Annotated in this window: 14 protein-coding genes; all 14 read right to left on the bottom strand. The window is 41.8% G+C overall.

Annotated elements, in window-relative coordinates; all coding sequences use genetic code 11:
* Positions 1–14 precede the first annotated feature (14 nt).
* The 14 genes from LJD61_RS05025 to LJD61_RS04960 all read right to left on the bottom strand — a co-directional run bounded on the left by LJD61_RS05025 (position 15) and on the right by LJD61_RS04960 (position 13792).
* Positions 15–761 (bottom strand): YwaF family protein, encoded by a 747-nt coding sequence (locus LJD61_RS05025; protein ID WP_255226416.1) that lies wholly within the window; start codon positions 759–761, stop codon positions 15–17.
* A gap of 31 nt (positions 762–792) precedes the next feature.
* Positions 793–2451, bottom strand: a complete 1659-nt coding sequence (locus LJD61_RS05020; RefSeq protein ID WP_255226415.1) for a Na/Pi cotransporter family protein — start codon at positions 2449–2451, stop codon at positions 793–795.
* Positions 2452–2475: 24 nt separating this feature from the next.
* Complete coding sequence (locus tag LJD61_RS05015) at positions 2476–3054, bottom strand: class I SAM-dependent DNA methyltransferase (RefSeq protein ID WP_255226414.1); 579 nt, start codon at positions 3052–3054, stop codon at positions 2476–2478.
* A gap of 96 nt (positions 3055–3150) precedes the next feature.
* The gene (locus tag LJD61_RS05010) at positions 3151–4461 is read right to left on the bottom strand and encodes a patatin-like phospholipase family protein (RefSeq protein ID WP_255226413.1); all 1311 of its coding nucleotides are present in this window, start codon (positions 4459–4461) and stop codon (positions 3151–3153) included.
* 19 nt (positions 4462–4480) lie between these two features.
* Positions 4481–5413 carry a DMT family transporter gene (locus LJD61_RS05005; protein ID WP_255226412.1) on the bottom strand — a complete coding sequence of 311 codons (933 nt, stop codon included), beginning with the start codon at positions 5411–5413 and terminating at the stop codon, positions 4481–4483.
* Positions 5414–5492: 79 nt separating this feature from the next.
* Positions 5493–5810, bottom strand: coding sequence for an MGMT family protein (locus LJD61_RS05000; RefSeq protein ID WP_255226411.1), 318 nt, complete (start codon positions 5808–5810; stop codon positions 5493–5495).
* An 11-nt stretch (positions 5811–5821) separates the two neighbouring features.
* On the bottom strand, positions 5822–6370 hold the full coding sequence (locus tag LJD61_RS04995; RefSeq protein WP_255226410.1) for a hydrolase: 549 nt from the start codon (positions 6368–6370) through the stop codon (positions 5822–5824).
* 68 nt (positions 6371–6438) lie between these two features.
* Positions 6439–7200 (bottom strand): class I SAM-dependent methyltransferase, encoded by a 762-nt coding sequence (locus tag LJD61_RS04990; protein ID WP_255226409.1) that lies wholly within the window; start codon positions 7198–7200, stop codon positions 6439–6441.
* 20 nt (positions 7201–7220) lie between these two features.
* Positions 7221–7595 carry a CoA-binding protein gene (locus LJD61_RS04985; protein ID WP_255226408.1) on the bottom strand — a complete coding sequence of 125 codons (375 nt, stop codon included), beginning with the start codon at positions 7593–7595 and terminating at the stop codon, positions 7221–7223.
* Positions 7592–7858 (bottom strand): GIY-YIG nuclease family protein, encoded by a 267-nt coding sequence (locus LJD61_RS04980; protein ID WP_255226407.1) that lies wholly within the window; start codon positions 7856–7858, stop codon positions 7592–7594. Before LJD61_RS04980 ends, LJD61_RS04985 begins: the two co-directional genes overlap by 4 nt.
* Positions 7859–7871: 13 nt before the next feature.
* Entirely contained in the window at positions 7872–9077 is a 1206-nt protein-coding gene (locus tag LJD61_RS04975; RefSeq protein WP_255226406.1) for a DUF401 family protein, read from the bottom strand.
* A 443-nt stretch (positions 9078–9520) separates the two neighbouring features.
* Complete coding sequence (locus tag LJD61_RS04970; RefSeq protein WP_255226405.1) at positions 9521–11233, bottom strand: glycosyl hydrolase family 18 protein; 1713 nt, start codon at positions 11231–11233, stop codon at positions 9521–9523.
* Positions 11234–11245: 12 nt separating this feature from the next.
* Positions 11246–12541 carry an amidohydrolase gene (locus LJD61_RS04965; protein WP_255226404.1) on the bottom strand — a complete coding sequence of 432 codons (1296 nt, stop codon included), beginning with the start codon at positions 12539–12541 and terminating at the stop codon, positions 11246–11248.
* Complete coding sequence (locus tag LJD61_RS04960) at positions 12542–13792, bottom strand: adenosylhomocysteinase (RefSeq protein ID WP_255226403.1); 1251 nt, start codon at positions 13790–13792, stop codon at positions 12542–12544.
* Positions 13793–13960: the final 168 nt, after the last annotated feature.

Here is a 13960-nt window from a genome sequence, read left to right as displayed (position 1 = left end):
TATTTATAAATCTTTTATGCCCCTGGGCTTATGCCTGAATTTATATCCCTGTGCTTTTGCACAAAATCGCTTATGGCGTAAGGCAGGTACAATATGACGAACATCGCAAATACCACTGCTTCCATAGGGATTATATACCACGGCCAGGGGCCTAAATAATCGAGCAAGGTCATAGCCTCCGGCTTTCTGCACAAAAAAAGGTAATTGCCCCCCGTCAGAATATCTACAGGTATCACAATTACAGCAAATAGATTCGTGACGGCAAAAGCATTTAAAACAGATCTGAAAGCAAGCCTATATGAATGTACAAAGGCCATATAAAGAACTGAGATCACTATCAGCCCATGAAGAATGAAGTATTTAAAAAAGACATAATGGGGATAGTTATATCCGCTCAAATCAGGGGTCAGAAGCGCCTGCAAAGCTCCTCCCAGGCCCCAGAAATATGCTATCTGATATATTCTGTAGCTCTTCATGAATAGCATGATCGCACAGATTATTGTGGCAGCGGAGCAAAGATGAAAAGGCAGGTTGTATTCAGCCGTCCACACACCTATAACGGCACACCAAATTTGAAAGGAAAGCTCTGTGGTTATGAGAGCCAGAGCAATAATATTCCTGCAAAGCTTATCTGTCTTGACCTCTCTTAGCCTGTCGGAAAAAAAGTAAATCATCATATTCAAAATAAATATTATCAAAAGAGCTGCTATATGTACCCTTGAAAGAAGCCTGAAGGGCTCACCATTAAACCATTTCCCCATGCAAAACATCTCCTTGATAATTTTGAAATGACTATTTCGCTTCCGCCCTGAAAACGCCCTGAAGCTCATCCTTTGACAAAAGGGAAACCTTATAAATATGGTCTGCTATCCTTTCAAAGTGGTTTATTATATCCAGGAAAACTACTCCCGATTCTACATTGCACTTGCCGGCTTCCAACCTTGCTATATGATGGTTTGCCAAATCCTTGCACAATTCATCCACCTTATCCTCCAGCTCTGCTGTGGATTTAGCCAGCTCAGGATTTTTATCCTTCAATAAGATTATAGTATTATCATACATCCAGGTGACCAATTCAAGCAGATGCTTTAATTCATCCGTTGCCGCATCCGAGAAAATAAGATTCTTGTCAATCTTGCTTTTAATCAGCCTTGCAATATCTTCGGTATGATCTCCCATTCTTTCTATATTGTTTATGCTATTGATCATGGCAGTTACGGTGATAGACTCTGTATCGGAAAGAAGGCGTTTTGATAATTCTACCATATAAACAGTTACATCCTTCTGGAGTTGATTGACGACTTCTTCATCCTTGTGAACAAGTTCAAGCTTTTTCTCATCATTTTCAAATAGGGCTTCTGCCGCATTATTCAGCATTATCTTGGCGATTTCAGCACCTCTTATCAGTTCGGAAACAGATGCTTTTATTGCAGCGGCAGGTGTGTCCAAAAGCAATTTATCCAGATATATGGACCTGTTTTCATGATCCACGCCCTTGCCTTTAATGACAGTCTCAAGAAATTTGACATAATACTTTGTAATAGGCAAAAATACCAATGCACTGAATAGATTAAAAAAGGTATGGGAATTGGCTATCTGGGAACCTATATCGCCGTTGGGCTGCAAATAGATAGTCGTAGCTTCAACTATACGTACAAAGTATGGCAAGATCAATGCTACGACTATGACACCAATGATATTATATAGAGTATGGGCCCATGCAGTCCTTCTTGCATGTATATTTCCGGAGAGGCTTGCGAGCTGAGCAGTTACACATGTTCCTATATTATCTCCGAGCATTATGCAAATCGCCGCTTGAAGATCAATAAGTCCTGCTTGTCCTAAAACCATTACCAGTCCGACTGTAGCAGCGCTGCTATGTACAAGAGCAGTTGCAACCATGCCCAGCAATATGCCTATGATGGGCATAGAAGCATACTTTTCAAAAAAGTATCTGAGAGTTTCATTTTCCCTCATGAAAGGTATTCCCTGATTAAGTATTTTTAACCCAAGGAACATCATGCCAAATCCCATAAGAGCATTTCCTATATTCTTTACGGTTTTATTTTTTGCGAAATAGCTTATCCCGAATCCGATTCCCAGAACGGGCAGAGCAATTTCTGTGAGTTTGAAGCTGAAGCTGAAAGCCATCAATTGGGCGGTAATCGTAGTGCCGATATTGGCCCCATAGATTATCCCGATAGCCTGAGGCAGCTTCATAAGACCCGCATTAACAAATCCCACTGTAAGAACTGTGATCGCGGTACTGCTTTGTACCAGCGCTGTTAAAAAAGCACCTACAAGAAAAGCACTCCATACTCTTCCTGTCAGTATAGACAGCATCTTTTTCATCATTTCTCCGGATGCTTTCTCTAAACCTTCACCCATAGTATCAACGCCATACATGAGCAAAGCAGTTCCGCCGATAAGCCCAAAAATTAAATCTCTCATACGCGCCCCCAAAGTGAAAATTTTTTATTGCCTTCGCTGGCAGCAAAATAAAAAGTATTCTTCATCCTCTATCGTAATATTGTTAAAGCCATGCCTTTCACAAAGCTCTGAAAGCATAGCATCTGTAGGAATCGGCTCCTCCTTATCTGGGGGATATCCTATTTTTTTGCGATGCTCCTTAAGCCCGTCCCTTGTTCTGGCATGGCAGATAATAAATTTACCTCCCTCATTAAGATTATTATAGGAGTTTGCAAATACAGCATCGTAGTCATTAAAATGAGGTATGCTGTTGAAAATAATGATATAGTCAAAATTTTGCTCAAGCTCCAGCGCTTTCTCATAATCCTGGCATCTCACATCTATCCCCGGATAAATCCTCAAAAATTCTTCTACCATCTTGTCAGTAATATCTACTGCCACATAATTTGAAAGCCCTTTATCCTTAAGTATGGAAAATAGAATGCCCGTACCTGCTGCTACATCCAGTACCGAATCGCCTTCTTTGATATTTGATTTTCTTATGAGATCGCGTGCTATTTCAAAATTCTTCTGTGGTATGTTCTTCGCCCATTCTTTAGCAAGTTCGCTGAAATTTTCTTTCACCGTCAGTCCTCCTCAATGGTCAGATAAATTATTACATATTTTATCACTGAACTAACATTCAGTGGGGGTTGAATCCCCCTCTGAATGAAGTCTCGTTCAATCATTCGTCAATAAAGCAATAAAAATATTTGCAATACAGATTTTAGGAAAAGCAATAGCTAAAAGTCGGCGGTATAATATTGCTTTATCGGATATATCGTTTATATCGGCCTTATATAAAGCCGCATGCCTGCTTTCAAAAGTTATTTTTTTCACCTTTTCGCTAAGGCTGCCCTTATCGCCGCCCCAGCTTTCATCATCCATAAGCTTTGAAAAATTTTCATAAGATATATCTTTCTTTTCACAATTATACTTGTCTATGATAGCATCTATAAGGCTCTGCAAGGAATAAGGCTTGGGCCTCTCAATTTCCAGAGCTTCTGCGGTAATCTCAGCTGCTGCTGAAATTACACCTTCAGTATTTTTAAACTTTTTATCTCTGCAATAATTTTTCAGATCTCTTATGAGTTTATATATAATGAATCTGTTTTGGGGGCTGAAACGTTTATCCCAATCTATCCCCAAGCACCGGTAAACCAGTTTGATGTCATCTTCATCCAGTTCCATATTGCTGCTTGTATCGGTGAGATAATAGTATTTCCCCTTATACCTGCCGAACGCCTTCATAGCGTCATAATAACCTATTTCTATATTTCTTTTTGCCCTTTCTATGCTGAATTCCAGTACAGGACCAAGATTCTCTGAATTTTTTATCTCAATGAGCTTCAAATTTTTATCCTTGATCTTTCTCACAATTCCTATTCCTGATATATCAACGGATATTACATTGTATATCTTCTTTTGCAGCATAAGAGATACAGGTACATTGTCATAAAGGGCTCCGTCAATATATTTCTTCCCTCCTATCTCCATAGGCTTAAAGGCCGGGAAAGAAGCACTGGCGAGCAAATAGTCCACCAGCTGCCCTTCAGGTATTTCCTCTATAAATATGCTCACGGGCTTCAGATCCGTCAGCGAAAAAGTCACAACGCCAAAGTCCATACCTGATTTTCTGATTTTATCTTCATCTATCGTTGATGCCAGCAGCTTTTTTAAAGGAGTTACATCCAATCCTCCTGAATTGACAGCAGCTATTATGAGCTTCTTTATTTCCTCTGCCTTTTTCCTGCTGTCAAGCTCTGATATAGCTTTGTTCATGCTTATGACAGTTTCTACGGAGATAGTCGTCCACAAGTCAAAGGCTTTGTCGTAATCCCCTTGTACTACCATAGCCCCGTTCAATGCGCCTACAGAAGTTCCGGCCACACCGATGATAGGTATATCAAGCTCGTGAAGGGCTTTCCATACCCCTATTTCATATGAGCCCTTTGCTCCCCCGCCTCCTAAAACTAAACCGTAGCCATTCATAAATCTAAATCACCTGCTATTAACTGGATTTTTCTTGATTCACAATTTCTATTGCGGCTTCATTCTTGCCTTTGGTAAAGTTCTCATATTGAGATAACAGCATTCCGGTCAACATAAGAGCACAACCCATATATCCTCTCAGCGCCATCCTTTCATTGAGCAATAATAATCCGCCTATGCTTGCAAATACCGCTTCCATGCTCAATGCCACGGCCGCATGGGAAGGTCTTGCATGTTTTTGTGCTATGGCTTGAATAGTATAGGCAACCCCAGCCGACAAGATACCACCATAAAGAAGGGGTATTATGATTTGAGACAATGCATCCAGACTGATTTTCTCAAAAATGAGCGCAGCAGTCAAGCTCAGAACAGAACAGGTGATGAATTGTCCAAGGGATAATTTCACAACAGAAACCTTTTTTGCAAAATGGTCTATGATAAGTATATGGATAGCCCAGAAAACCGCCCCTATTATTTCAAGCAAATCTCCTAATTCAATATAGAAGCCCTCATTAACGCTTAAAAAGTACAAGCCTATGATTGCAACAAAGACACCGAGCCAGGTGCTCGCATGAGTCTTTTGCTTAAGGAAAATACCGAATACAGGTACAAAAACAATATAAAGACCTGTTATGAAGCCGGCTTTGCCTGCTGTTGTATAAATCAAGCCTATTTGCTGAAACGATGCACCTATAAAAAGAGCACATCCTGCCATTATGCCGGCACGAATGACATCTTTTCTGTCTTCTGTCCTTTCATTCCCCTCATCCGTCTTCTTAGCTGAAATAAACAGCATGGGTAAGATGGACAGGCTTCCCAATGCAAATCTCAGTCCCGTAAATGTAAAAGCTCCCACATGCATTGTGCCTACCCTCTGGGCAACAAAAGCAAAGCCCCAAATAGCCGCTGTCAGCAGCAGCAATGTGCTGGACTTGACTTCCTCCTTGTTCATCTGAATTCCCCCATCCCATTATATCGGATTAAAAATATCAGGCCTACACACTAAATTATATCATATTTAATCAGCAGCATCACAACTTTAATACATTCCACAAATGCTTCTTCATATCTATGCATCCATTAGCTTTAAAGGTGATCCCTTCTGAAATCAACATCGTTTTTTGAATTTCTGAGGAGCCGAATACATAATCGGGCGACATCTCACCCAGCTTGTTCACTACTCTGTGACAAGGCAGATTGAGATGTTCTGGTGCTGCCCTCATGGCCCAGCCCACTATTCTTGCACTTCTCGGCTCACCCAGCAATAAAGCTATCTGGCCGTATGTAGCCACTTTTCCCTCTGGGATCCGGGCAACTATTTCATAAACCCTTGAAAAAAAGCCATTCATATGATGCCACCTTATCTTATAAGCTTGGATAAAGCCTTAAATTGCGGTGTCCCTGCTTCCTTCAGCAGATCAAACAATATGGTCTCGGTATTGCTTACCACTGCTCCCATCTCTCTCATAAGGGACAATCCGTTGTTATAATTCTCTTCGGTCCTGGAACATACCGCATCAGCGGCTGCAAATACGTGATAGCCTTGCTTGAGCAGCTCTCTCACTGTTTGAAACACGCACACATGGGTTTCCATACCCGTTATTATCACTTTTTTTCTCCCTGACTCATGCAAAGAAGCCATTACCCCTTCTGTGCAGCCTGAGAAGGTGTTCTTTTCAAATCTCCCGGCACCCTCCAGGTTTTCCTCAATCTGAGGCACGGTGCTGCCCAATCCTTTTGGATACTGTTCAGTTACTATGATCGGTATATCCATATCTTTAGCCATGGAAATCAATACGTTGGTATTCCTTATGGCCCTCTCCCCCCGGTCCATCGCCGGGACCAGCCTTTCCTGAATATCAATGATGACCAGAACAGCTTCTTCCCTATTCAAATAATATTTATCCATTTTTATGCTCCTCTCAAAATAATAATGCTATCTTAATCTCAAACAAATTCAGAAAAATTATTATATGCTTATGACAGCTTCCGTGCAATGATTGAGTACCATTGCATATCCTCGAATTTGTGTATTTTGGCATTGCCGAAGTTGTGTATCTCAAAATTACCGAAGCCCAGCTTGTGTAAAGAATCTACTATCAATTCTATGCTAAGGGGATGGTAAGTCTCCGCAAACTCCTCATGCCTCAAAATTTTGTTGTCTTTTTCAAAGGAGTATAAGAAATTGAACGTTATAGTTCCATCAATATTGTGATCCCATACCTGGACTAAATTAATGCGTTCGCCGTCTCTAAAAAACGGCGGGTAATAATAGAATCTTTGCTTCGTATCCCTTATTTTATCCCAATTTCTTGAGTCTATATAGATATACCCGTTTTCATTGACCAGCTTGCTCATCTCGTATATGGCCTTTACTACATCGGCATTATTCACATGTGCCAGTGAATTTCCTGTGCTCATCACACAATCATAGGCATTTTTTACATTAGCCGTTAATTCTCTGAAATCACTCTGAACCAAATCGATGGCCAATCCTTCTTCTTTTATCTTCTTTCCTGCCTTTTCAAGCATATCCCCGCTTATATCGGAGCCGGAAAGCTTATACCCCATTCTGGCCAAAACGATTGAGAGGTTTCCCGTTCCAAAGCTGCAGTCATGGATCGTCTCTATATCCTTACCAGTAAACACATTCTTATAATGCTCCGCAATCATTTCATCCACTTTTTCTGTATAAGCTATGTCATATATATCCGGATTTTCATAAAGAGCTTCTGACATTTCAAATCCTCCTTTTTTTATCAATTTGTCGCTACAAGAACACAGGCTTGAAGCGCTTCCATGCCAAGCTCTTTTACAAGAGCCAATATTTCTTTGTCAAAGGTGCCCGGCTGAAACCAAAGGTATTTCACACCCAGCTTTGCTGCTTCTTCTATATACGGCTTTCCCCTTTCAGGGGCTACCACCATATTGATGACCTCAGGAACCTTAGGCATGGAAGAAAGGCTTTTATAGCAAATATCGCCGTCAATCGTTTCATAAGCAGGATTTAGAGGGTATACTTCATACCCCTTATCCTTTAATCTTTTGTATATCTTCCAGCCGAATTTTTCGGGGTTTTGATTAGCTCCTATCACTGCCCAGACTTTCTTTTCAAGCATTGTGTCTTTAATCATGCATCTTCCTCCTTATAATTTATGCTTAGCTTGATCAACTCCTCTTTTTCCTTGCGGGACAGCTTTTTTATTGCCGCTTCACGCTTCATAGCATCGCTGTCCGATTCAAAATACTCATAATATGCGATAGAAACAGGCAGCCTCACTCTTGTATATTTTGATGCCTGACCGCTGTTGTGAGCCTTCAGGCGGTTATCCAAATCCTTTGTCCAGCCTGTGTATAATGTTCCGTCGGAACACTTTAGCATATATGTATAAGCCATCTTATCACTCTTTCTAAAGAATTAAATATAATAAATAACTATATGCCGAGCTTATTATCACAAATGCTATCACTATGGGCATAGTTTTTTTAACCAGATCGATAAATGGGGTGCCATAGTGCTCTGTGATAATCGACAGGCATATATGCATGGGCGAAATCTGCATGGATATATATATCATGGACATAATAAGCACCAGCAATACTACCCCTCCATCGGGTATGGCAGCATAGGCCAGGGGTATTGCCAAGGCAATGCTTCCCTGGGACCCTGCGACCAAAGCGCCTAGAAAAGCTACCAATGCGAAAATAACTATCGATGGGACAGGCAGCATGGAAAGATGATCAGGTAATCTTTCTATAAGTCCTGTAAAGGCCAATACCTCTTTAAATATCATTATTATGATGGTATTGATGATCAACTTTGCTTCAAAAGCCGATTTGAACATTGGTTTTATTTCTTCAAAGCTGAACTTATTCAACAGGAAGGATAAAACAATGACCGGTATGACTGCTAAATGTACAGTGATTTTAAACACCAGGATAATTGTTATTGATAATGCTATCGCCCAAAGGCTGACAATTATATTCTTGATTTCTTTCATTTTGTCATCAGATGGTGGCATTCCGGTGTCCCTGGGAATCTTTCTGATATAAAACAAATAACCCAATAAAAATAGCACAACAACCATGGGCAGCATTGCCAATACAAAGGATGTCATGTCAACGCCGGATAGGTTCAATGCCAGTAAAACTGAAGAATATGTGGGGAGAAAGGCCTCTGAAACATGTCTGTAGTAACTTGTTGCAAATGTCCTCTCTTCCTTGTTCAAATAATCGCCTACAGAATTATCAACAATGGGGGCTGCGATTAAAACCGCGCCTGCAGACGGGAGCAAGCCTATTATGAAAGGCGCAATCATCACATTTATCCTTCTGTTGTTAAATAGATTGTTCAAGGATTTCTCCGCCAGCACTATATGCCCCCTTTTTTCCATCATTCTTTGCAAAAATGTGATGGAGTAAAACGCCAGAACAAGATACAAAGTAGCTTTGCTGAATGTGCCTATTGCCATGAGCCTTAACACTTCTGCGGCATTTATGCCATATAATGCTATTGCCGCTGCGATGCCTGCAGCTATTGACATGTATAGAGGTTTGTTGAATTTCATTACCAGAGCTATGCTAGCAAAGATTAAGAGCAATTTTATTATGTCCATTAAGTGACCCCTTTCTATATCTGCATATGATGTCATCTCCTTTAAAAGTATTATACCACAGCTTCAGTCACCGCTGAATACAATTAGGAAACCGCTCCTTGGACTGATGATAAGCTCCATAAGTCAATAGCATCCATGTATAGTCACGTATAGTATATAAGCATACTTAGTCTATACATGGATGCTATTTTACTGTAGCGGAATAAGTAAAAGTTACGAGTTGCGTATTGCGAGAGCTAGGGTAGCCTGCTAAGGTCATAGGGGAACAGAGAACACGGATTGACTCCCATTCCTGTGTGATATGGGCATTAGAAAAACCTTTCCGTGTCTTTCAGTGGTTTACGTAACCCTCTGACCCCAGAGTCTAACCCTAATCCCCTGAGTTCTGAGCTCTGAATCCTGAGTTCTAAAACCCGTACTCAGATATACATGGATGCTATTGCCTATTCCAATGATAATAGGTCAAAATTATTCGCCTGTGCCCACTGCTGATAATCTTCCTTATCCTTGAGATTATCAGCGATCACAGCCCAGATGTTCTCAGTCTCAAAGCCTCTCCTCCATGCTGCGGCTCCGGCCAAGCCATATTTGTGCACAAGGGAGGATTTCAGGTTTATAGATCTGGCATCCTCTATCCAAACCTTATATGTTATCTCATTTTCTTTATATTGAGCATAATACTGGCCGCTCTCTGCATCCCATTTGACCTCGGGGGTTTTCTCCTTCAGTATTTTTTGTATACCGCTCATTGATAAAGCCTTTGAGCTCACCTTTATGCTTCCATCCACTTTTTGCTCCTGCCAGAGCCTTGTATAAAACGGCATTCCCAGTATTATCTTTTCTGCAGGGACTTCTTCCAGTATCCTCTTCAGCCCATATTCCACCCATTTGTATTGAGCTACGGAGCCGGCCTTGGGGCTTGATGCCCAGTGCTGATCATAGGCCATGACCGCCATATAATCCACGGCTTCGGACAGGGCTTTTCTATTGAAGGATTGGGACCAATTTGCACTTCCCGATATCATGGTCACGTCTACGGATAATGTGAGACCCTGCTCTCTGCACAAAGGATACAGTTCTCTCATGAATTGGGTGAACATGTCCTTATCTTTTACATATATGTTTTCAAAGTCTATATTGATTCCATCCAGTTTATACAGATTTGCATAAATAAGAAGCTGGTTTATGATCTTTTCTCTGGTATCCGTATTGTTTAGAAATATATGGGTATTATCGGGATTGAAATCATTTGTGGCCAGCCCCCAAACCTGATAACCGTTCAGATGAGCCCACTCCACATATTCCATATCGCCTTTGTTAGCTATATTGCCTTCTCCGTCCGTCACGGCAAACCATGTGGGAGACACTATATCCAGGCCTTCCATCTTCTTTAGCTTGCTTATGTCCGGATTCCTATTCACCACATGCTCCCATACCATGTTTATCTTCCCTTTTTCCGGCTTAAAGGGTTCTATGGCAGGCTCCTGAGGCAGAGGCTCAGGTCTGGCTTCTTCGCCGGTTTCAAGATATTTGTCTTCTATATATCCCATCACACCGTCTTTGGTTCTGACCTTGCACCACTTCCCGGCCCGGTCAAACACTCTCACTTTTTCTCCGGCATCAAGCTTTTTTACCACAAAGGGTGAAAATATGCTGCTGTCTCTTTTTATACCCCTTGGCTCCAGCAATTTTCCCGTTATTACAGGCTCCCTGTTGTAATCTATTACCGCAATTCTTCCCGAAGCTAAGGTGGCAGTAATATCCAGCATTTCCTGCAAAAATTGTATGGGTATATAGGGGGTTTCATCAACCACTCTGGCCGGGATATTCAAATCTACCGGTTTTTGATTTACCATGGCACTCAGCTTGTCCGTCTTCATGGTGATGAGCTTGTCCTTGGTAGTAAAAACCACCTTGCCCAGCTTTTCATCCCAATATGCGTTAGGGTCCAGATATTTTTTTATTGCATTGAAGGAAAGAAGTATATTGCCATCCTCCAGCAAAGGTTCCTCAATATCTGTGATAATGTCTCCCCCTATTATGAGATGGTTCTTGTCCGGCTCATATGGGTTCTGGGTCCATATGTATGTGATATAGAATATTGCTGCGCCTGTTATTATTATCATAGATAAAAAAACAGCTACAAATTTTTTCAACCTGTTTCCCCCTTATATGGATGACATCCTTTCCGCTATCTTCTGAACTTCATATAAAATTCGCTCTTCATCCATAGTTATTATCTCGCCTTTCTCCATGATAAGGCGTCCATCTATTATGACGTATTCAACATCGGAAGAGTTTCCCGAATAAACTATGGCAGATTTTGTATTGTATCTGGGATAATACCAGGGTTTTTGCGTATTTATTACTATCAGATCTGCGGCCATGCCTTCTCTTATGACCCCTGTATTCTCAAAGCCCAAAGCTTTGGCACCGTTTACGGTGGCCATTTTAAGGACCTGATCCACAGGAAGAGCTGTGGGATCCTTTGAAATAACTTTCTGGAGATATGATGCGGTTCTGATTTCCTCAAGCATATCCAGATTATTGTTGCTGGAAGCCCCGTCAGTGCCCAATGCTATATTGATCCCCATATCCGCCATTGTTTTTACGGGGGATATCCCGCTGGCAAGCTTCATATTGCTGCCGGGATTATGCACTACATTCACTTCTCTTTCCCTGAGGATTTCCATATCTTCATCGTCCACTGCAACACAGTGGGCAGCTATCGTTCTTTCATTCAGCAATCCTGCTTTGTCAGCCAGCTTCACCGGAGACATTCCGTACTTCTCCACACAATTTGTCACTTCATCTCCCGTCTCAGAAAGATGTATCTGTACGGAAGCCTGAATTTCCCTGGCGACCCTTGCAACCTTCTCCAGGTAAGCGGGTGAGCAGGTATAAACCGAATGAGGAGCCAGGTTCACCCTTATCCGCCCGTCACTGCCTTTATGAAAGCTTCTGTATAACTCAAGGGCTTCTGATATCCTGTAGTCCATATCGTCACCCGATTCGCCTTGCAGACCCCTGCCCAAGCTGGCCTTAATACCGCATTGGGCAGCTGCTTCTGCAGTCTTATCCATGAACATATACATGTCGCAGTAGGATGTGGTTCCTCCCTTTATCATTTCCAGCATGGCAAGGGATGAGCCCCAATACGCTCCTTCCTCCGTAAGCCTATCCTCCAGGGGAAATATTTTATTGAAAAGCCAATCCATCAGCTTCATATCGTCCGCATAATTTCTTAACAGAGTCATTGCAGCATGGTTATGAGCGTTTACAAAACCCGGCATTATAGTCTTCTGCTTAAGCTCTATGACCCTGTCATATTTTTTATGCAATTCATTTTCGTATTTCCCTAAATAGTCTATTAACCCATCCCTGATACCAAGGGCTCCGTCCTCTATGACTGTGCCTGTCTCATCACAGGTGATTATGGAAGCATTCTTCAAAAGCAGACTCATCTATTCACCCCACCCTTTAAGGTATTCCTCTTGTTCTTGTGTGAGCTTATCAATCATAAGGCCCATTCCCTCAAGCTTCATAAAGGCTACTTTCTTATCTATTTCTTCAGGAACCTCATATACCTTCTTACCCAGAGCCTTATGATTATCATTTATATATTTGGCGCAAAAAGCCTGAAGGGCAAAGCTCATATCCATTATTTCCGCAGGGTGACCATCCCCGGCAGCCAGGTTTACCAATCTTCCCTCGGCCAAAACATTTATGACCCTTCCATCCTTCATCACATATCCCATTATGTTGTTTCTCATGAGTTTTTTCTCTGCCGCCATGGCTTCAAGGTCCGGCTTCCATATCTCAACATCAAAATGGCCTGCATTAGCAAGTATGGCTCCATCTTTCATCTTCTCATAATGCTCTTTTGTGAGTACCTTGGAGCATCCCGTAACGGTAACAAAGAAATCTCCAATTGAAGCCGCATCATTGATGGGCATCACTCTGAAGCCATCCATATAGGCTTCTATGGCTTTGATAGGGTTCACCTCGCAAACGACCACATTTGCGCCCAGGCCCTTTGCTTTGTTGGCTACACCCTTGCCGCACCAACCATAGCCTATGACCACTACCGTTTTTCCGGCTACGATAAGGTTTGTGGTCCTCATTATACCGTCCCATACAGATTGCCCGGTACCGTATCTATTGTCAAAAAGATATTTGCAGTAAGCATCGTTTACAGAAATCATAGGGAATAAAAGCTGGCCTGCCTTATCTCTCGCCCTTAGCCTCAGCACCCCTGTCGTGGTTTCCTCGCAGCCTCCCAGTACTTCAGAAACAAGCTCCGTCCTCGTGCTGTGGAGCAAATGCACCAGATCTCCTCCGTCATCTATCACTATATGCGGCTTTATATCCAATGCCGCATTGAGGTGTTCGTTGTACTCTTCATTTGTTGAATTGTACCAGGCATATACATGCAATCCGTCCTCTGCCAATGCGGCAGCTACGTCATCCTGTGTGGACAGGGGGTTGCTGCCGGTAATGGAGACCTCAGCCCCTCCTTCTTTCAATACCTTTGCAAGATAAGCCGTCTTAGCCTCAAGATGTATTGACATGACTATTCTTTTGCCCGTGAAAGGCTTTTCCCTTTTAAATTCCTCTTCAATCTTTGAAAGCACGGGCATATTCCTCTTTACCCACTCAATCTTTCTATGACCAGAAGGAGCCAGATTTATATCCCTTATTATATTATTCTTCATATGTAAAAACCTCCTGCATTTTAAATATTCTTTTGTGCTCGGATAATTATATTATACTGTACATCCTCTTATATTACATACCTTTTTTCAGTGCGTTTGACAGCTCATTTCAAATAACGTAATATAAAATTAATCTGTTGTGGTAGCTGATAACAAGTATAGAGCTTC

The sequence above is a fragment of the Lutispora saccharofermentans genome (genome assembly GCF_024363565.1).
In the GTDB taxonomy this organism is placed as follows: domain Bacteria; phylum Bacillota; class Clostridia; order Lutisporales; family Lutisporaceae; genus Lutispora; species Lutispora saccharofermentans.
Note: the sequence above shows the minus strand (reverse complement) of the source record. Positions and strands in the feature narration are given on the sequence as shown.